8 protein-coding genes and 2 pseudogenes are annotated in these 21911 nt (G+C 67.9%); 8 read left to right on the forward strand and 2 right to left on the reverse strand.

Going from position 1 to position 21911, the window contains the following annotated elements; translation table 11 throughout:
* Positions 1–196 precede the first annotated feature (196 nt).
* The 4 genes from ASG51_RS11425 to ASG51_RS11440 all read left to right on the forward strand — a co-directional run bounded on the left by ASG51_RS11425 (position 197) and on the right by ASG51_RS11440 (position 4149).
* Complete coding sequence (locus ASG51_RS11425; protein WP_056216462.1) at positions 197–430, forward strand: hypothetical protein; 234 nt, start codon at positions 197–199, stop codon at positions 428–430.
* Positions 431–570: 140 nt separating this feature from the next.
* Entirely contained in the window at positions 571–1389 is an 819-nt protein-coding gene (locus ASG51_RS11430) for a cytochrome b/b6 domain-containing protein (protein ID WP_056216464.1), read from the forward strand.
* Positions 1386–2312 carry a molybdopterin-dependent oxidoreductase gene (locus ASG51_RS11435; protein ID WP_056380939.1) on the forward strand — a complete coding sequence of 309 codons (927 nt, stop codon included), beginning with the start codon at positions 1386–1388 and terminating at the stop codon, positions 2310–2312. The genes ASG51_RS11430 and ASG51_RS11435 overlap by 4 nt, the downstream gene beginning before the upstream one ends.
* Positions 2313–2760: 448 nt before the next feature.
* A complete protein-coding gene (locus tag ASG51_RS11440; protein ID WP_082501204.1) occupies positions 2761–4149 on the forward strand; it encodes an MFS transporter in 1389 nt (462 codons plus the stop codon).
* A 78-nt stretch (positions 4150–4227) separates the two neighbouring features.
* On the opposite strand, the pseudogene ASG51_RS23390 reads toward ASG51_RS11440, so the two are convergent.
* Positions 4228–4496: pseudogene (locus ASG51_RS23390) on the reverse strand (IS3 family transposase); the annotation flags it as partial.
* A gap of 276 nt (positions 4497–4772) precedes the next feature.
* On the opposite strand from ASG51_RS23390, the pseudogene ASG51_RS24110 reads away from it, so the two are divergent.
* A pseudogene (locus ASG51_RS24110) lies at positions 4773–4916 on the forward strand (integrase core domain-containing protein); the annotation flags it as partial.
* Positions 4917–4984: 68 nt separating this feature from the next.
* Here the strand turns inward: ASG51_RS24110 and ASG51_RS11445 are convergent.
* On the reverse strand, positions 4985–6337 hold the full coding sequence (locus ASG51_RS11445) for a TAXI family TRAP transporter solute-binding subunit (protein ID WP_056216468.1): 1353 nt from the start codon (positions 6335–6337) through the stop codon (positions 4985–4987).
* A 626-nt stretch (positions 6338–6963) separates the two neighbouring features.
* Between ASG51_RS11445 and ASG51_RS11450 the strand changes: the two genes are divergently transcribed.
* The 3 genes from ASG51_RS11450 to ASG51_RS11460 all read left to right on the forward strand — a co-directional run bounded on the left by ASG51_RS11450 (position 6964) and on the right by ASG51_RS11460 (position 21909).
* Entirely contained in the window at positions 6964–16827 is a 9864-nt protein-coding gene (locus tag ASG51_RS11450; RefSeq protein ID WP_056380941.1) for a peroxidase family protein, read from the forward strand.
* Positions 16828–16888: 61 nt separating this feature from the next.
* Positions 16889–18655 (forward strand): type I secretion system permease/ATPase, encoded by a 1767-nt coding sequence (locus tag ASG51_RS11455; RefSeq protein ID WP_056348727.1) that lies wholly within the window; start codon positions 16889–16891, stop codon positions 18653–18655.
* A complete protein-coding gene (locus tag ASG51_RS11460; RefSeq protein WP_056348724.1) occupies positions 18652–21909 on the forward strand; it encodes a cadherin-like domain-containing protein in 3258 nt (1085 codons plus the stop codon). The genes ASG51_RS11455 and ASG51_RS11460 overlap by 4 nt, the downstream gene beginning before the upstream one ends.
* Positions 21910–21911 lie beyond the last annotated feature (2 nt).

A 21911-nucleotide genomic window follows, 5' to 3' on the forward strand; every position in this document is an offset into this window, starting at 1 on the left:
CGCCATCACGCGCAGGCTGCCTAACCTCTTACCCCAGATGGACCAGAGCCTCCGCTCCTGAACACCGCTGAATGTCCCAAATCATCTGACGACAGACATATATAAAAGTAATTCTTTATTTTTCGAGGAACAACGACATAATCATACTGTTGCCCTGTGGGTTGGATATGATGTTCACCTCTACAGGAGATTCCACATGAAGAAGTTCACGCTTGCGCTGACCGCCTTGACCGCCCTCGGCGGCATCGCCCTCGCCGCCGGTTCGGCCATGGCCGCCCCGATGTCCGTCAACGGCCTTCAGTCCGAGAGCGGCGTCACCCAGGTCCGCATGGACCGCAGTGAGCGGATGATGATGAAGAAGCGCATGATGCGGAAGCAGATGATGAAGCGCCGCATGATGAAGAAGCGCATGATGAACCGCGGCATGTGATTTCAAGCCGTTGACGCTTCCGGAGGTCCCGACGCAGGGGCCTCCACCCTGACGGCGACGACTTCGAGGAAGACCATTTGGCGCGCACTGACCCGATCCGCTCTACGCCCGAGATCTGTGAGGTCGAGCGTCGCCGATGGATGTTCAGGCATCCCGTAGCCATCCGCATCACGCATTGGGTCAATGCGGTGTGCCTCCTGGTCCTGCTCATGAGCGGCTTGCAGATCTTCAACGCTCACCCGGCCCTGTACTGGGGCAACGTCTCGACCTTCGACACACCGCTGATGGCAATGGCGTCGACGGAGGACGATCCGCCCAAAGGGGTGACGACGGTCTTCGGACAAGGCTTCGAAACGACGGGCTGGCTCGGCTCATCGACGGGCTCCAACGGCGAGCCGGCCGACCGTGGATTTCCCGCCTGGGCGACCTTGCCGAGCGACCAGGATCTGACGGGCGGCCGAAGCTGGCATTTCTTCTTCGCCTGGGCCTTCGTCCTGAACGGCCTCGCCTATCTGCTCTACGGGCTGGTCAGCGGACAGCTTCGATTCCGCCTGATCCCGTCGCGCGATCAGGTTCGGCACTTCGGCGCGTCGGTGTGGGAGCACCTGACATTGCGCTTCCCGCAAGGGAACGAGGCCAAGCGCTACAACGTCATTCAGAAGCTCACCTATCTCGTCGTTCTGTTCGTGCTCCTGCCGGTGCAGGTCCTGGCCGGCCTCGCGATGTCGCCGGCGATGAACGCGGCCTTCCCGTTCCTGCTGACGGTGTTCGACGGGCGCCAATCGGCCCGCACGGTGCACTTCGTCGTGGCGGCACTGCTGGTCCTGTTCGTCGTCATGCACGTCGCCCTGGTCCTGCTCTCGGGCTTCTGGAACAACATGCGCGGCATGCTCACCGGTTGGTTCGTCATCGAGCGCCAAATCGAACCGACCGGCGCCCCGGAGGAGCGTCGGGCATGAGCCCTTTTCCCAGCCGACGCACCCTCCTGACGGGGGCGTCCGCGACGGCCGCTGCGGCCATGCTCGGCGGATGCGACCGCCTCGGCAACGCGGCGTGGTTCCAGCGCATGCTCAAGACCGGCGAGGATGCCAACCTGTTCGTCCAACGCCTGCTCCTCACCGACCAAGCGCTGGCACCGGAATATGCCGAGGCCGACATCTCCCCGTGGTTCAAGCCGAACGGCACCGAGGATCCGCCGGACAGGGCGTACAAGGCCCTGGCGACGAGCAAGTTCGCCAAGTACCACCTGGAGGTCGGCGGTCTCGTGGAGGCACCCTTCCGGCTGTCCCTGGCGGACCTCCGCACGCTTCCCGCCCGCACTCAGATCACGCGGCACGATTGCGTCGAGGGCTGGAGCGCCATTGGCAAGTGGACCGGGGTGCCGCTCGCTGACCTCCTGATCCGGGCCAAGCTCAAGCCGGAGGCACGCTACGTGGTGTTCCACTGCGCCGACACCATGGACCAGGGCAATCCGCTCGAAGGTGGGGGCGACGACGCGGAGACGGACGAGGCGGCGCCCGCGGGCAACGCCAACCCGGCCATGACCAAGCAGTCGGGCGGCCGCGAGAGCAGAAAGGATTCCGGCGGCCAGCAGGCGTCGGACGAGTCTGCGGCCAGCGCCGGATCGCCGGTCCGGTACTACGAGAGCATCGAACTCGTGGACGCGTTCCACCCGCAGACGATCCTCGCCTACAACATGAACGGGCAGGCGCTACCGGTGTCCAACGGCGCACCGCTGCGCCTGCGGGTCGAACGCAATCTCGGCTACAAACAGGCCAAGTACGTGATGCGTATCGAGGTGGTCGAGAGCTTCGCCCATTTTGGCGAGGGCAAGGGCGGCTACTGGGAAGACCAGGGCTACGCTTGGTATGCCGGCATCTAAGCCGTCCGCGTGCTGTCGGCTTCGGGAGGTGAACGCGATCAACGTCTGACGGGCGCCATCGGAAGGTCAAAGCTTGCCGAATGAGAATGGCTGTTCGCTTCATTCTCTGTCCAGGAGCGGACGGGCAGAACTCCAGCCGAAGCGGTCGTGGAACGGACAAATGGGTCCCGTCCCAACCTCGCCGGACAATCCGGTCCGGACCGTCCTCGCGAGCGAAGGTTCGGTGTTTGAGCGCTACGAAACCTGCTCAGGCAACCGGTGGAAGGGCTGCTCACCACCGTCTCAGTCAAGCTCAATTCGGAAGCTTCAGGCCGCGCGCAGCGACGGTGCCTGTCCGATCACCGGCATAACATCCGGAGTGTTGTTGTGAAGCCCAGCCACAAACTGGGATTGCCATCGGCCTGCAGCGCACGCATTCAGACCCGCCTCTCTGCGAGATTGTCTTCCGATGCCAACGCCAATCCTCACGCCGGACGTGCCGCCGCGCGACGGCTTGCCGCCGGGCCAGCGCGGGCGCGCGATGATCGCAGTGCTGATGGGCGTCGCCCTCGCAACCCTCGATACCGCGATCGCCAACACAGCCTTGCCGACCATCGCCGCCGACCTCGGTGTCGATCCGGGCGCGTCCATCTGGATCGTCAACGCCTACCAGCTCGCCGTGGTGGCGACGCTGCTGCCGATCGCGGCGCTGGGCGAGATCGTCGGCCAGCGAAAGATCTACCTCGGTGGCCTCGTCCTCTTCACGCTCGCCTCCCTGGTCTGCGCGCTTGCCTGGTCCCTGCCGACGCTGGTGGCTGCGCGTGTGCTGCAGGGCGTCGGCGCGAGCGCCCTGATGGCGGTCAACATCGCGCTGATCCGCTTTATCTATCCGGCCGCTCAGCTCGGGCGCGGGGTCGGGCTCAATGCCTTCGTCGTCGGCGTCGGCTTCGCCGTGGGACCGACCGTGGCTTCCCTGATCCTGGTCGCCGCGCCCTGGCCGTGGCTGTTCGCCGTCAACGTACCGATCGGCCTCGCTGCCCTCGCCCTCGCCTGGACAGCGCTGACGGAAACCGGTCGCTCCGGCCACAGCTTCGACGGAGCCGGCGCCATCCTCAACGCCGTGGCCTTCGCTCTGCTCGTCCTGGGACTCGGGGATGCAGCCCACGAGGGACCGGTCTGGCGCATCCTGGCGGAGTTCGCCGGCGCGCTCGCCTGCGGCACGCTGCTTCTGCGCCGACAGGCCGGACATCCCGCCCCGATGCTCGCAGCCGACCTTCTGAAGCGTCCGCTCTTCGCGCTGTCCGCGTTGACCTCAGTCTGCTCCTTCGCGGCCCAAGGCCTCGCTTTCGTCTCCCTGCCGTTCCTGTTCCAGCACGCGCTCGGCCGCTCGCAGGTCGAGACCGGCTTCCTGATGACGCCGTGGCCGGTGGTGGTCGCGTTGATGGCGCCCCTCGCGGGTCGCCTGTCCGACCGCTATCCTCCTGGCCTGCTCGGCGGGATCGGGCTCGCCGTCCTGGCTTTGGGCATGGCGCTCCTGGCAGCACTGCCGGCGGATCCGAGCGTTTTCGACATCACCTGGCGCATGGCGATCTGCGGCGCAGGCTTCGGCTTCTTTCAGGCGCCGAACCTGCGCGCGATCATGACGAGCGCCCCGCCCACGCGTTCCGGAGGCGCGAGCGGGATCGTGGCCACCGCACGCCTCCTCGGCCAGACGACGGGGGCGGCCCTTGTGGCGGCATGCTTCGCCATCGCGGACGCGCGCGGGCCGGCGCTGGCGCTCGGACTCGGCGGCGCCTTCGCCGGGGTCGCGAGTGCCGTGAGCTTCCTGCGCCTCGCCGTGCGCGTTCAGCACACATAGTGGGCGTCTGAGTGCGGAACGGCTGAAAGCGAGCTGTCGGTGCGATCCTCCCCCGACCTCACGGACACGGGATTGGCCCGCATTCCGTTCGACCTGCTCGGGCGTGATGTCACCGAGTGCCGCGCGGATGCGCTGCCGATGTCATAGCCCTCGCTGTCGACGAACAAGTCGCCTCGGACCTCATCTCGGGTCGCCCATCGTCGTTGATGGACGAGTTCGACCTTAAGGGTGTGGAAGAAACTCTCCATCGGGGCGTTGTCGACGCAGCAGCCCGTCCGGCTCATGGAGGGCGTCGCCGTCATGTCGGCGAACTGCGTTCGGTAGGCCTCGGCGGCGTACTGGCTGCCTGATGGGAGGGGAAGTCACCGGGCCCGCAGCCGTGGCTCCTGGTGATCCTGCTGCCCGTGGTGGGGAAGAGGCTCCGATCAGCGCCCTTCGGCACTGTCTCAGCATCGAGGGTTGGATCCCGCGTTCGGCCGCGGTCTGCATCAGCGGCCGGCCGCTGCTGTCCAGCAGGGCCACCGCCTCGCGTTTGAACTCGCTGTCTCGTCTTCGCCATCAAACACCTTCCCCGCCCGTAACGAGCGTATCGGAGGTGTCCGTGAAACCGAGAGAGGATCACCTCTTGGTTCCTATCGCTGGCGGATGCTCATGAGCGCATTGAGGAATGGAGGTGCCACGACAATGAAGATTGACCCCACACGGCCCTGGGTGGCTTGACGCCCCGAGCCTTCGCCAACCACGCTGTCACGGCCCGAGAACTTGCATGGGTTCTGGACCACAAACCAAGTCAACTCCGAACAGGCTCAAAAGCCATACCAAAGGGCGGCCCCCTTCAATCGGGTCGGCTCACCATCGCACGCCTGACTGTCGAACGCGTGGCGTCGATGGCCACGTTGGCCGCCCCGAGCATCCGAAGCTCGGTCGGTCGATTGAGGGCCTGTCGGGCGATGCTCGCGGCCAGATCATCCACCTCGGCCGCCATGGCCTCCAGACGCGCGCGGTCGGTCTCCTGCCGCGCCGCCCCACGCAGTTCGAGCAGGCGGCTCGTCGCCACCTCGATCCGCTCCCGCCGGATGCGGCCCAGACGCTGGCGAAGCCAGGCTACCGTTGAGCCGACGCCGCCGGCCAGGATGGCCACGAGGTAGATCCAGCTCTCGTAGCGCTCGATGAAGGTCTCCTGCTCCCGCTCGTAATAGTCGATCGCCCCGGGATGGATGGGGAGGTGCGCGCTGGTGGCGTCGGCCGTGTCCTCGTAGGCGGGATTGTCGATGGCGTTGGCCGCCGACACAGTGTCGGCCAGCGCGCTGCGCATCTCGAACAAATGCTGGGTCACCTCGGCGGCGAGACTGCGCGACAGGTCGGCCCGGGCCACGAGCCGATAGGACGAGCCGACGGTGACCACGTCCTCGGCGGGGAGCCGGGGATTGCCGCCGAACAGAGCCGCCGGGAGCGTGACCGCTTGAAGACGTGGCCAGCGCGCCAGGACGGCCGTAGAATCCGGCACCCCGAACAGGGCGATCTCGTCGTCCTCGCTCTCGTCCTTGACGAACGCGACAAGCCGCCTGGCGATGGGCGAGGTGGGTGTCGTGACCATCACCAGCGCGTCGATCCGATGCTCGCGCAGGGCAGGGCCGACGTCGGCTTCCTCCAGGGGCACGAGCGCCACGGCCTTCTTCGGGAGGGCCCCGGTCTGTGGCTCCGTCAGGAGTTCCAGGTCGTGGTGGGCCACGAGCGTGCCGACGAGGGTTCGGTCGGCGGTGCGGCTCGCGAGCATGCCGAGGCGCTTGCCGGCCAGGTCCGAGAAGCCCTTGATGCCCGCGTTGGAGGGCGCCGCGACGAAGGCCGAGAGTTCGCGCAGGACGGCAAGCGTCAGGGCGTTCCCAGGCAACGCGACGTCGGGCCGGACCACGGCAAGGTCGGCCTTACCGGCCTTCAGAGCCTCGGCGCTCTCGCGAACGCCGTCGAAGGCGATGACCTTCAGCCGAATCCCGAGCTTTCTTCGGGCCAACTCGTCCGCGTAGGCCTGCAGCAAGGCTGGCTCGCTTCCGCCTTTCGGGGCAACCGCGACGGTCAGCGTCGTCGGCCGCGTCAGGTGATATGTGGCCAGAGTAACAAGGAGGAGCACGGCCAACAGGCCCACCAGGAGCCATTGTTCACGGCCACCGGGGATTTTGATCCTGGACACGCCTGCTCCTCGTTGCCGACGGCTTCGCCCGCGGGTCGGGAATCCATCGCAGGATCTTTCCTGTTCGAAGGACAGCACCGGACCGACCGCCCACGCACTCGGGCGCCCATCCAAGACGGTTGTTTACGCAGGGAGCCCCGCCAAGGCGATGGCCGCGTCCTTTGAAGACCAGGCTGTCGAAACCGAGGTCGACGAACTCCCGTAGGGTCCCGCCGCCCTTCGTTTCGACCGATGGCACGTCCGCGGCACGAAGCTCACGAATCGCTCCATGGATCGGGGTTCGACCTCGTTACGTCGGTAAAAATAGACTGAGCACCAAACCCTATTGCCGCGGATTTTTTATGGGCTCTCTGACGTGCCACGGGACTCGAATGCAGTACGCAAGTCGACCACCAAAGCACAAAAGAGGAAAAGATAACTCTGAAGCAGTACCCGCGAAGTTGCATCCTGTAGGAAAAACCCACACGCGAGGAAATTTCCTATGTCCTTAAGGGTTTTTTAACTCTTCCGGCAGGGTCACAGGCATGGAACCTTCGCGGAAGTGGAGGAGGCGTCCCGGAAAACAAGGGAACTCCTCGCATCCGATCAGGGCCGGCCATCGCCGCCCATGTCGTGCGGAGGGTGTCATGGCGGTTCATCTCAATCAGCAGGATCTGACCTTCATCCTGAGGCAGATCAGGATCGCCGAGGCCCACGCCAGCGGCATCGACCTGACGGAACTCAGGGTCGACCCCGCCACCGGCGACATCCTGACGGATCGCAGCCTCTACAACCCGGATGGCCTCTGGCTGGGTGCGGCCGACGCACCGCGCGCCATCCCCGATCCGCACGTGCCCTACGGGCTCCGCACGGTGGACGGGACCTTCAACAACATCGTGCCCGGCCGCGAGACCTGGGGCTCGTCCGGCCAGCCCATGCCCCAGCTTCTCGACAAAAGCTTCGTGAACGATCAGGACGGCGACGCCTTCGACCCGGACGGCCCCGGACCGGCACCGGCGGTCACCAGCACCGACTACGGCACCGGTGGCAGCGTCGCCGACGCCGACCCACGCATCATCTCCAACCTTGTCGTCGACGCCTCGCTCAACAATCCGGCGGCCATCGCGGCCGCGCTCAGGCTCGCGGGCTCCACGGACATCCTCGGCGACCAGCGACTCATCACGGCGGCCTACGAGGCTCTGCGGACGGCGCAAGGGGCGGATCCCGCCGGCGAGCATGCAGAGCTGCAATCCGCGCTGGATACCATTCTCCAGCGGACGGGCGTCACCGTCACGAACGGCTCCATCGATGTCCTCAACGTCGCTCCGGACGAGGGCCTGTCCAAGCCCTTCAATGCCTGGATGACGTTCTTCGGGCAGTTCTTCGACCACGGGCTCGACCTGATCACCAAGGGCGGCAACGGCACGGTCTACATCCCGCTCACCGCGGACGACCCGCTCGTCACCCAGGGCCCCGACGGAATGCCCGGCACGGGCGACGAGGTGACCGCGCAGACCCAATTCATGGTGCTGACCCGTTCGACCCCCGTCGAGGGCTCGCAGCGCAACGTCACGACGCCCTTCGTCGACCAGAACCAGACCTACACCTCCAACGCCTCCCACCAGGTCTTCCTGCGTGAGTACGCGCTGGTCGACGGGAAGCCCGTCGCGACCGGGCTCCTCCTCGGCGGCGTGAACGGCGGGCTCGCGACCTGGGCCGACGTCAAGGAACAGGCGCGGACGATGCTCGGCATCAACCTCGTCGATGCCGACGTCTCGGCGGTCCCCCAATTGCTCACAGACCCCTACGGCGCCTTCATCCCCGGCGCCGACGGCATGCCCCAGGTCATGGTCGGGATCACGCCCGGAGGGCAGCCGGTCTATGCCAGCGGCACCCTCGCGGCGCCGCTCTCCCTCTCCGCCATCCAGTTGCCGGTCGGCACGGTCCTCGCGGGCCCCAACGGCACCCAGAACACCATCGAGGCGGGCGAAACGGTCGCGGCCGCCCGCACCTTCAACGCCTTCCTCGACGACATCGCCAACGACGCCGTGCCGACCACCTCGCGGGGGATCGCGCTTCCCCAGGACGGAGACACCGCCCTGGGCTTCGCCAACGCGGACGGTTCCACGACGGGCCTGACCGCGCAGGGGCGCAATCTGGCTTACGACAACGAGCTCCTCGACCGGCACTTCATCACCGGCGACGGACGCGGGAACGAGAACATCGGCCTCACCGCCGTCCACCACATCTTCCATTCCGAGCACAACCGACAGGTCGAGGCCCACAAGCTGACCATCCTGCGCTCGGGCGACCTCGCCTTCATCAACGCGTGGCTGGAGACGGACATCGCGGGGTTACCCGCGGGCTTCGCCCAGCTTTCGGCCCTGGAGCAGACCACGATTGCGAACGGCCTCGATTGGGACGGCGAGCGCCTGTTCCAGGCCGGACGCTTCGCCACCGAGATGCAGTACCAGCACCTCGTCTTCGAGGAGTTCGCCCGGAAGGTGCAGCCCCAGATCGACCCGTTCGTGTTCAACGCGGTGACGGAGATCAACCCGGCCATCTTCGCGGAGTTCGCCAATACGGTCTACCGCTTCGGACACTCGATGCTCACGGAAAACCTGCCGCGCGTCGGGGTGGACGGGGCTGCCCTCGACGATGGCCTCGGGCTGATCGAGGCCTTCCTCAACCCCGTGCTGTTTGACAGCCCCGGCGACCTCGCGCCCACGGGCACACCAAGGCTGAGCCACGACGAGGCCGCGGCCGCCATCATCCGGGGCATGACGGTCGAGCGTGGCAGCGAGATCGACGAATTCGTGGTCGACGCCCTGCGCAACAACCTGCTCGGATTGCCCCTCGACCTCGCCGCCCTCAACATCGCCCGCGGTCGCGAGACCGGGACGCCCACCCTGAACGAGGCGCGCGCGCAGCTCTTCGCGGCCACCGGCTCGACCTTCCTGACGCCCTATACCAGTTGGGCGGACATGGCCGGCAATCTCAAGAACGCGATGTCGGTCGTGAACTTCGTGGCGGCCTATGGGACACATCCGTCCGTGGTTGCGGCGACGACCCTCGACGGCAAGCGCGACGCGGCCCTAGCGCTCGTCCTGGGTGGGGTGGGGGCTCCGGAGGACCGCCTCGACTACCTGAATTCCCGGGGGACCTGGGCGGGCCGGGAAACCGGCTACAACGCGGTCGACCTCTGGATCGGCGGCCTCGCGGAGAAGCAGATGCCCTTCGGTGGCCTTCTCGGTTCGACCTTCAACGCCGTGTTCGAGGCGCAGATGGAGAACCTGCAGGACGCGGACCGCTTCTACTATCTCACCCGCACCCAGGGGCAGAACTTCCTGGTCGAGTTGGAGCAGAACTCCTTCTCCAAGCTGATGATGGCCAACACGAACCTGGCGGAGCCCGGACCGGACGGCATCCGCGGCACCGGGGACGACATCGTCCCGCGCCACATCGGCGTCGACGCCTTCGCGGATTACGACTTCGAGCTTGAGGTCAACGCCGCCAACCAATCCGACCAGAACGGATCCGCCCCCGGTGTCGACCCGACCGGAGCCGATGCCATCCTGGAGGCGATGGGCCTCGGCAAGGTCATGCGGGACGATCCCGGAAGCGCGGCCGTCGAGGCCAACTATCTCCGCTTCACCGGCGGCGAGCACGTCCTCGTCGGCGGCACCAACGGCAACGACACCATCGTCACCGATTTCGGCGACGACGGGATCTGGGGCGATGCCGGCAACGACCGGATCGAGTCCGGTGCCGGCGTCGACCTCGTCAACGGGGGCGACGGCGACGACATCATCACCGATTCCGGCGACAGCGGCGACTTCCTCAAGGGCGAAGGCGGCAACGACGTCATTGCCAACTCGAACGGCATCGACATCCTGATCGGAGGCACGGGCAAGGACGTGGTCTTCGTGGGCGTGGACTCCACGGAGGTGTTCTCCGGTGACGGCGACGATTTCGTCATCGGCGGCGACGGCGCCGACCTGCTGATGGGCAACGAGGGCGACGACTGGCTGGAGGCCGGCGGCGGCTTCGACACCACGGCCGGCGACAACTCGGAGCTGTTCTTCAACTCCGCCATCAAGGGCCACGACGTGATGTTCGCCGGCGGCGACGAACACGACTTCGACGGCGAGTCCGGCGACGACATCATGGTGCAGGGCGAGAGCGTCATGCGCAACGAGGGCATGTTCGGCTTCGATTGGGCCATCTTCAAGGGCAACGCCCGCGACGCCCACGCCGACATGCGCATCCCGATCTTCACGACCGAGGAAGCCGACATCCTGCGCAACCGCTTCGACAAGGTCGAGGCCCTGTCGGGGTGGAAGAACAACGACACGTTGATCGGCGACGACCGGACCGCCGCTGACGGGCTTGCGGAGGAACCCGGTGCCGCGACCGTGGGCGCCAACGAGGGCGTGTTCTTCAACGACGGTCTCGACGCGGACGGCCTCGCCCGCATCGACGGATTGAACCGGATCGTCTCGCTCGGCTCGAACGGGCTCTTCGAGGCCGGCAACATCCTGCTCGGCGGCGCGGGAAGCGACGTCCTCCAGGGCAATGGCGGCAACGACATCCTGGACGGCGACCGTTGGCTCAACGTCCGCATCCGCATCACCCGGCCGGACGATTCCTCGACCCCGGCCATCGAGTCCGCCTCCAACACCCAGGCCAACCAGCTGACCTCCGTCGACAGCCTGCGCCACACCTTCACCCAGGGCCAGGTCACCACCGACGGCCTGCCGGCGTCGTGGGTGGGCAAGTCGCTGTTCGAGCTCCTGCTCTCGCGGGACGTCCGGCCGGACCAGATGCACATCGTGCGGGAGATCGTGTCGCCTGACGCGAACGCGTCCGATGTCGATACGGCCGTGTTCAGCGATGCGCGGGCCAATTACAGCATCACCCGCGGCACCGGTGCGGAAGCGGGGACGCTCACGGTCCGGCACGTGACCCTGAGCGATCCGGCGGTCGATGACGGCACGGACACCCTGCGCAACATCGAAGCCCTTCAGTTCGCGGACGGGCCGGTCGCCGTCGCGCTCATCCTCAACCAACCCTTCGACCGCTTGAACATCGTCGCATCCGATGGAGACATCGGCCGGTTCGACGCCGTGTTCACCGGCCTCGTCGCCGGGCGCCCGGTGACGGTCCAGTGGCAAGTCCTCGACGCCAACGGCACCTGGCGGAACGTCGGACCCGGGGACGGTCTCGTCGGCAACGCGCTGGGAGGCCCTTCAGGCGACCGTTTCACGCCGGCCAATCCGAACGTCGAGGTCCGGGCCGTCGCGAACTGGACGAGCACGCTTCCGGGCGTCACGCAGTCCCAGCAAACGCTGTCCGTCGAGACGGCCTTCGTCGGCACCGCCGGCGACGACGATCTTCCCGGTTCGACGGCTGCGAACGTCATCCTGGGTCTTGCCGGCGACGACGACATCGAAGGCGATGTGGGCAACGACATCATCGACGGCGGCGACGGGAATGATCGGGTCGACGGAGGGGCCGGCGACGACGACCTCCGAGGCAACGACGGCGACGACGTCCTCATCGGCCGGACCGGCGACAACACGCTCCGGGGCGGGGCCGGCGACGACCAGCTCTTGGGCGGACACGGCAACGATGCCATCGACGGCGATGCGGGCACGGATACGGCCATCGTGACCGGCCCGGTCGAGGCCTACGCCTTCGAGCGCACCGGGGCCGTCATCACCGTCACCGACAACCTCGGCTTGGAAGGCGACGGCCGCGATACGCTGACCGAGGTCGAGTTCCTGCAGGTCGGCGACACCGACGTCTATGCCATCGGGGCGGCCGAGACGGCCGGGGCCGACATCGTGGTGGGTACCGTCGCGTCGGAGACGCTGGCAGGCGGCGCAGGGGACGACCTCGTCTTCGCGGGCGGCGGGAACGATTCCGTGACGTGGCGCCCCGGGGACGGACGCGACTTCGTCGATGGCGGCGCAGGGACCGACACCTTCCGGATCCTCGACGGCGCGCTTCCGGTCCAGCAGCTCGGGCTCGCTGCCGCGCGCGCGCAGTTCCCGACCCTGACCTTCCGCGACGACACACAGTCGGTGGTGGTCCGCGGTGGCGTCGTGATCGCGGAGCTGAAGAACGTCGAAGCCGTCAGGGTCAACACCGCGGCGACCGGCGTTCCGGCCATCGTCGACCCCACGCCGACGAACGGGCTGGTGTCGCCGACCGAGGGCCAGGCCCTCAGCGTCTCAACGGTCGGCATCGCGGATGCCAACGGCCTCGGCGCCTTCGCCTTCCAATGGCAGGTCCTGGCCGCCGACGGCGTGACCTGGAACACCATCGCGGGTGCCACGGGTCAAGGATTCACACCCGCCCAGGCCCAAGTCGGCGCAGTCCTGAGGGTCCGTGTCAGCTTCACCGATGGCGAGGGCAACCCAGAAGAAGTCTTCTCCGCACCGACCGGCATCGTGGGAGACAACTTTACCGGTGCCCCTCTCATCGGCCTGAACTTCGTCGGCACGGCGGGCGACGATATCGCCAACGGTGCCAACGCCCTCCTGTTCTCCAACGACACGATGGATGGTCGGGGCGGCAACGACATCATCAATGGCCGTGCCGGCAACGACCGGATCACACAACTCAGCGTCGACGGGCGCGACCGCGTCGACGGAGGGGCCGGGACCGACACCTACGTGCTGAACGGGGTCGCAGCGGCGGAAGCGTTCGGCATCTACGCGCTCACCGGTGGGCAGAACGCCACGCTCGCGGCCACGCTCGGAACGACCTTCGGGGCCGCGACCGAGATCGTGATCACCCGCACCGTGGGGACGACGACGACCGTGGTCGCCGAGCTCGACAACGTCGAGGAGATCCAGGTGAACACGCTCAACGTCACCGCCAACGATGGGGGCGGCCTGAACCAGGGTGCCGCCGGGAACGACACCGTCACGGTATCGGGCAACTTCACCGGGACCAGCCTGAACTTCAGCACCATCACCATCGACGGCGCTGCCGGCGACGATACGGTGGACATCTCCGGGCTCACCTCGGCCCACCGCATCGTCTTCCGGTCGAACGGCGGACACGACACCATCATCGGCACGCTGCGGCCCCAGGACGTCATCGAACTCGCCCCCGGCACGACGCGTGCCGACTACACGGCCACCCAGGCGAACGGCATGACGACCCTGACCAACGGGTCTCACACCATCACCTACGCAAGCTCGGGTACGCCGGCCTTCGGCACCACACCAGTCCAGGGCGGGGAGCAGCCGGGCGGCGGCGGAGCGTTCACCCTGACTGCGGCGGATCTCGCCGGCATCAAGAACCTCATCCAGGGACGTCCCGCCGTCGAGGGCGACGACGATACGGAGGGGGCGACCGGTGTCCGCACCCTGTCCGGAGCGGGCAACAACCTCGACCATCCCGAATTCGGTGCCGCGGACCAGCCGTTCATTCGGCTCACCGACGCCCATTACGGTGCCTTCGACCCGGCAACCAACAACAACGCCCTCAATCCGCTCTACGCCGGCCTCGATCCGCGCGCCATCAGCAACGTGCTGGGGACCCAGGAGGCCGCCCTGCCGCACCAGGCCAACGGCTCGAACATCTTCTTCATGGCGTTCGGACAGTATTTCGACCACGGCCTCGACTTCCTCCCGAAGAGCGCCGCCAACGGAACCGTCCTGATCGACCAGCCAGGCTCGGGGCGCGCGCCCGGAACCAACAACCCGGCCGACCTGACACGGGGCGAGGTCTCGTCCATCGTGGACGGGATGCCCCAGCACCTCAACAAGACCTCACCCTACGTCGACCAGAACCAGGCCTACGGCTCGCACGAACTCGTCGGCCAGTTCCTGCGCGAGAGCGACGGCAACCAGGGCGTCGGCGCGCACCTTCTCGCGGGTGCTCCCGATCCCTCCAATCCCGCCTTCAACCTGCTCCCGACCCTCCGCGCCCTCATCCAGCACCATTGGGACGCGGACACGATCTTCCACGACCCCTCGCTCCCGGGCGGAGCGATCAGCTTCCGCACCTACTTCTCGAATTTCCCCATCTCCGAGACAAAGACCGGCTCCCTGTTCAATGCGGCCGGCGCGTATGATCCCGAGGCGGTGAGCGCCTTCGCCTCGAACTTCATGGGGAGCGGCAACGCGCTGCTGCTCGACACGAACCCCTTCGTCAGCCTGCTCGACCACTACGTGGCCGGCGATGGACGGGCGAACGAGAACGTGTCGCTCACCGCCATGCACACGATCTGGGCGCGCAACCACAACTTCCACGTCGAGAACCTCGTGGAGTCCGGCTTCCAGGGGACGCCGGAGGAGGTGTTCCAGGCCGCCAAGATGATCAACGAGGCTGAGTACCAGCGCGTGATCTTCGACGAGTTCGCGGATCAGCTCATCGGCGGCATGAAGGGCAGCGGAACGCACGGTCACAGCGGCTACAACCCGGACGTCGACGCCCGGATCTCCCACGAGTTCGCCTCCGCCGTCTACCGCGTCGGCCATTCGCTGATCGGGGAGACCCTGACGGTCATCGGCCCCGACGGCGCGCCGCGGCAGGTCGCGCTCTTCGATGCCTTCCTGAACCCCTCGAACGCCCCGGACGTCTTCACGGCGCCCCTGCCGCCCGGCTACGTGCCGCAGCCGGGTTACGCCCAGCTCGGGGCCAACGCCATCCTCGCCGGGGTCGCGACGCAACCGGCCGAGGAAGTCGACTTCAACATCGTCGACGCGGTGCGCAACGACCTGGTGCGGATCAACGCCGACCTGTTCGCCTTCAACGTTGCCCGCGGCCGCGATGTCGGCCTCGGCTCGCTGAACCAGGTTCGCGCCGACCTCATGGCATCCACGGATCCCTACATTCGGGAGGCGCTAGGCTTCGCGGGCGACCTGACGCCCTACGCTTCCTGGGAGGACTTCCAGGCCCGGAACGGACTGAGCGACACGGTCATCGCGCAGTTCAAGGCTGCCTACCCGGACCTGGCCCTGGCGACGGCCGACATGCGCGCGGCCTTCGTGGCCGCAAACCCCGACATCGCCATCCATCAGCGGCCGGACGGCACCGCATACGTGAATGGCATCGACCGGGTCGACCTCTGGGTCGGCGGCCTGGCCGAGCAGCACATCAACGGCGGCGTCGTGGGCCAGACCTTCTGGGTCGTGCTCCATGAGCAGTTCGACCGCCTGCAGGAAGGAGACCGCTTCTACTACACCGACCGGTTCGACAATTTCGACTTCTATCAGAACATCATCGATGGCCAGAACTTCTCCGACATCGTCGCGCGCAACACCGGGCTGACCAGCCTGCAGGAGGACATCTTCGCCGTCAGCGACGAGGACGGGACCGCCGGAGGCGATGGGCCGGCTGACGGGGAGGGCGACGGCACCGGGCCCATCGACGACGGAGACGACGGAGACGACGGAGACGACGGCACCGCGGGCGGGGACGGCTCCGACGACGGGGACGACGACACCACGGGCAGTGGCGGCTCGGACGACGGGGACGACTCGGACGACGGGACCACCGCTCCCGGGACGGGGGGAGGTTCGTCGGGCGGAGGCGCGACCGGGGGCACCACCGGTGGTGGGACGACCACACCCCCGGCCGAGCTTCCGGCAAGCCTGGTGGCCGGTACGACCGGCGATGATGTCCTGTCCGGGACGCCCGGCGCCGATACGCTCCTCGGCCTATCCGGGGACGACAACATCCTTGCCGGCGACGGGGCCGACGTGATCCGCGGCGGTGACGGGAACGACTTCGTCGATGCCGGCGGTGGCCGCGACGTGGTCTTCGGCGGGGCCGGCGACGACGACATCCTCGCGGGCAGCGGCGACGACATGGTCTACGGCGACGCCGGCGCGGACCGCATCCTCGCGGGGGCCGGCAACGACCTCGTCACGGCCGGGGCCGGCAACGATACGGTGATCGGCGGCGACGGCAACGACCTGTTCGTGGCCGAGGTCGGGGATGGCGGCGACAGCTACTGGGGCGACGAGGTTGGGGGCGGCACCGGCGCCGACACCCTCGACATGTCGGCCATCACCGCCAACATCGCGGCCGACCTCGGCACGGGGCTCGCCGGGCGAGGCAGCGTCGCCAGCAGCCAATCCGGGTCCGATACCCTCTGGGGCATCGAGAACCTCGTGACCGGCTCCGGCGATGACACGATCACGGCCAGCGACGCCGTGAACGTGATGGATGGCGGCCGCGGGGCCGACACCTACCGCTTCGAGTCGGCCGCCGCGGCGAACGGCGACACCATCGCGAGCTTCCAGCCCGGCGACAAGGTCGACCTCAGCGGCATCGACGCGAACCAGGGCGTGGCGGGGAACCAGGCGTTCACGCTCGCGACTGGGGCGGCCTTCACCGGGGTCGGTGAGTTGCTGGTCACCCAGGAGCACCGGGCGGACGGGGACTACACCGTGGTGGCGGGCAACACCGGCGGCGACGCGGCCCCCGAGTTCAAGTTCAGCATCAAGGGAGCCCCGGCCGCGACGGCCGCGGACTTCGCCCTCTGACGTGGGAAAGGGCCCGGCGTCGGGCCCCTCCCGCCCAACCGCGCTCATGGGGGATTGAGACATGCGTTCCAGGGATCAGAAGCAACTCGCCCAGAAGCGAAGCACAGAGGCGCTGACCCGGCATTTCGGGATGCCGTTCGTGTTCCTCGTCGCGATGTCGGGCATCATCAACATCCTCGCCCTGACCGGGTCGTTCTACATGCTCCAGGTCTACGACCGGGCGCTGCCGAGCGGCAGCCTGCCGACCCTCGTCGGGCTCTCGACGCTTGCCATCGGCCTCTACGTCTTCCAGGGCCTGTTCGACGTCCTGCGCCAGCAGATCCTCGTGCGGATCGGGGCGCAGCTCGACCGCCGGATCGCGCCCCTGGCGCAGCGTGTCTCCATCGACATGCCGCGCTTCGGTTTCTCCACCGCGGAGGCGATGGAACGCAGCCGGGACGTCGACACGGTCCGCGGCTTCCTGGGAAGCCCGGGGCTCGTGGCGCTCTTCGACCTGCCCTGGACGCCGGTCTTCCTCGTCTTCGTCTACATGCTCCACCCCTGGCTCGGGGCACTCACCGTCGCCGGCGCCGCCCTCCTCACCCTCCTCACCATCCTCACCGAAGTGCTGACCCGGCGGTGGACGGGGGCGACCCAGCAGGCCGTGGTGGCCCGCAATGCCATCGCCGACTCGAACGCCCGCAACGCCGACGTCCTGAAGGCGATGGGGTTCGCGGAGCGGGCCGTCGACCGATACCGCCTCGCCAACAACGAGCACCTGGAGCTCCAGACCCGGACGACGGACATCACCGGAACCTTCGCCGCCATCTCTCGCGTCCTGCGCATGATCCTGCAATCGGCCGTGCTGGGGCTCGGGGCCTACCTCGTCATCGGCGGCGAGCTCTCCGCAGGGTCCATCATCGCGGCATCCATCACCTCGGCCCGCGCCCTGGCCCCCATCGACCAGACCGTGGGCAACTGGAAGGGCATCGCCGTGGCCCGCAAGGCCTTCGGGCGGCTGACGGAGACCCTCGTGGCCCTGTCCGGCCTCGACCGGCCGATGCCGTTGCCGATGCCGCACTCGTCCCTCCGCGTGGGGTCGATCACAGTGGCGGCGCCCGGCTCGGGGCGGGTGCTGCTGTCGGACGTCGCGTTCGAGCTCCAGGCGGGCCAGGCGCTGGGCGTCATCGGCCCCAGCGGCGGCGGTAAGACCACCCTGAGCCGGGCCCTGACGGGCATCTGGCCCCTCCTGCGCGGCGGCATCCGCCTCGACGGGGCCGACCTGTCGCAATGGGACGAGGACAGCCTCGGCCGCATCATCGGCTACCTGCCCCAGGAGGTCTGCCTGATGGACGCGACGGTCGAGGAGAACATCTCCCGCCTGGCGCAGGATGCCGATCCGGCCCTGGTCGTCGCCGCCGCCCGCGCCGCGGGTGTCCACGAGATGATCCTGCGGTTGCCCGACGGCTACCGCACCGAACTCGGCCCGTTCGGGACCGCCCTGTCCGGCGGCCAGCGCCAGCGCATCGCCCTCGCGCGGGCGTTGTACGGCAACCCCTTCCTGCTCGTGCTCGACGAGCCGAACTCCAACCTCGACGGCGAGGGCGAGGCGGCCCTGGCCGCCGCCATCCAGGGCGTGCGCGCCCGCGGCGGCATCGCGGTGGTGATCGCGCACCGACCGAGCGTGCTGGCGGCCGTCGACACCATCGCGGTCGTCCAGGACGGCAAGCTGACCGCCTTCGGGCCCAAGGAAGCCATTCTCGGCAAGGCCGTGCGCGACGCATCGGCCGGTGCCGATCCGGCCAAGATCGCAAGGGAGCGCTCCGTCATGGAGCGGGTGCCGGCATGATCATCGAGACGAAGGGCACGAAGACCGGCGAAGCCTCCCAGACCGGAGCGCAGAAGTACGCGCTGAAGGAAGCCGGCAAGTCGTCGACCACGCCCTACTACCTGGCCCTCGCGGTCGCTGCCGTGGCCGGATACCTGAAGTCCCTGTTCCACACCTCGGTTCATGCCGAGGTCGAGCCCAGCGCCGCCGGACACGAGACGAAGGCCGCACCCAAGCTCGTCGTCATGGCCTCGTCGGACGTGGATCCGGGCGAGACACCCGACGAGCATCACCTGCTGGGGTCATCCGGGGTCGTGCCCCAAACGGAGATGCCCTCACCGGAGTACGATGCCACCCACCTCCAAGCGCATACGCTCCATTTCGCCCGGCACGACCCCCAGCCGAACCTCAACGACTTCAAGGCGTCACCCGTCATCCCACGCCCCATCAACGACAATGCCGACCGGGCCCCCGGCGTCCGCGGCGGCGGCGGTGGCGGGGGGGGCCGGGACAAGGACAATGGTGACGAGGGAGCGGGATCCGAAAACCTCGATAATCCCGCGACCCGACCGCCCGGCGGGTTGGGCGACACCGATGACCTTCCCGGCGGCGGCAGGGGCACGCCGTCGGACGCGGACCGTCCCGCGGGACAGGATACCGCCGGCCCCGGCAAGCAGACCAACGGCGGGGACAGGGGAAACGGCGCCGACAATCCTCCCGGGTCCGGCGACGACGCGGGGAACGGCGCCGGCGCCGTCACGCCTCGTCCGGCCTCGAACGATGACGGGGACGGCTCTGCAGGCCGGCGCAACCGTGCGCCGACCACCAACGGCGCGGTCTACCTCGCCGACATGGCCGCCTGCGCGCTGCTTCCCATCGCCCTGTCCGACCTGCTCCGAAACGTCGAGGATCCCGATGGCGACAGCCTCTCGGTCCGCAACGTCACGGTCTCCTCCGGGTCGCTGGCCCGCGACGGCGACGGCTGGGTGTACGACGCCGATGGCCTCGGTCCGGTCACCATCACGTACGAGGTCACGGATGGCGAACTCGCCGTCACCCAGACGGCGGTCTTCAACGTCGTCGAACACGAGCCGATGAGCGGCACGGACGGCGACGACCTCTTGCTCGGAACGCTGTGCGCGGACGAGATCGACGGCCGGGGTGGCAACGACAACATCGACGCCCGTGCCTCGGCCGACATCATCGATGGCGGCGCCGGGGACGACCACATCGTCGGCGGCGCCGGGGACGACGTGATCCTGGGCGGCGACGGGAACGACGTCGTGCTCGCGGGGACGGGGGCGGATCGGGTCTCGGGGGGAAACGGCAACGACCGCCTCTTCGGCGAGGAGGGCGACGACATCCTGTTGGGCGACGCCGGGGACGACCTGCTCGACGGCGGAGATGGCAGCGATATCCTCGTCGGAGGGATGGGGAGCGACTTGCTCCTCGGCGAGGTGGGCGATGATCGCCTCGACGGGTCGGAGGGGGCCGACGTCGCGTTCGGCGGCGCCGGGCGCGACGTCGTTTCCGGCGGCCTCGGGGACGACCGTCTGGAAGGGGGCGATGGCAACGACGTCCTCTCCGACGGGCAGGGGCGGGACGTAGCCTTGGGGCAAGACGGGGACGACGTCCTCGTGGCGTCCCTGGACGGCGAGGCCGACCGTTTCGACGGCGGCGAAGGGACGGATACGCTCGATCTGTCGAGCCTTGATACCGATGTCGTGGTCGACCTGGTCGCCGGCACGGCTATTGGTCAGGGGTCGGGACGCGACACGGTCGCGTCCGTCGAGGTTGTCCGGGCAGGATCGGGCGACGATGTCCTGACCGGGAGCTCGGTGGGCGAGGTCCTCCGCGGAGGAGCCGGACGGGACACGGTGTCGGGCGGGGCCGGCAACGATCTCGTCGACGGCGGAGCGGACAACGATACCCTCGCGGACGGGACGGGATCGGATACGGTTCTCGGAGGCTCAGGCGACGATATCGTCATGGCTGCGCGTGACGGAGATTCCGACCGCTTCGATGGAGGCGACGGGACAGACACGTTCGACGTTTCCACGACCGCATCCGGTGTTACGGTTGATCTCACCGCTGGTACCTCGGTGGCCGCCGAGACTGGCCATGACCTCCTCGTCTCGATCGAGGACGTCCGGGGCGGATCTGGTGCCGACACGCTGTCGGGGAGCGCAGCCGCCAACACCCTCTCCGGTGGCGCGGGCCGCGACCACGTTTCGGGCGGGGCCGGAAACGACGGGCTCGACGGGGGCGACGGCGACGACACGATTCTCGACGGGGACGGCCGCGACATCGCGCTGGGCGGCACCGGCGATGACATCCTCATCGCATCGTCGGACGGGGAGGCCGACCGGTTCGACGGCGGTGTTGGTCTGGATACGCTCGACCTCTCCGGGACGCGGGCGGGCATCTCCGCCGACCTACTCATAGGCATCGCGACCGGGGCCGAGACGGGACGGGACCTCCTCGATGGGCTGGAGGCGCTGATCGGTGGATCCGGCGACGATACCCTATCCGGCAGTGACGGGAGCAACCGCCTGATTGGCGGAGATGGGGATGACCTTATTGCGGGACGCGGGGGCGACGATCTCCTCGATGGCGGCTCGGGTCGCGATACGCTCCGCGACGGAGCCGGGTGTGATACCCTACGCGCGGGCGCCGGCGACGATCGGATCATCCTCGCGTTGGATGGCGACGACGACCATGTCGATGGCGATGACGGCTCGGATACGCTGGACCTGAGCAGCGCGACCGGAGACCTGCTCGTCGATCTCGTCAATCATGTCGTTTCGGGCACCGAGCTCGGAGAGGACAGGGTCGATTCCATTGAACGCATCGTAGCCGGATCGGGTGACGACCGCTTCATCATCGGCGACGACGATGTCGTGCTCACGGGCGGCGGCGGCAACGACGGCTACGGGTTCCACCCGCGCTCCGGGATCTCGGAGGCAACCCGTTCCGTCGAGATCACCGACTTCTCAGTCGGGGATTACGTCGACCTTCTGAGATGGTCCTTCTTCGAGAACGGGTCGGGCGTCGTCGGCCACTCGCTGTCCGAGGCGATGGACCGCAACGACGGCACCGTGTCGGGCATCCGCTACCGGGCCGCGCTCTTCGACGAGGGCGACGTGACCGTCATCTCGGCCGACCTCGACGGGAACGACTCCTTCGAGACGACCCTCGTCCTCGACGGCCACCACACCCTGCTCTTCGTCGAGAAGCCGACGGCCGCGTCACCGGCCAACACACCCATCCATTGATC

Origin of the sequence: Methylobacterium sp. Leaf465 (genome assembly GCF_001424705.1) — a bacterium.
Taxonomy (GTDB): domain Bacteria; phylum Pseudomonadota; class Alphaproteobacteria; order Rhizobiales; family Beijerinckiaceae; genus Methylobacterium.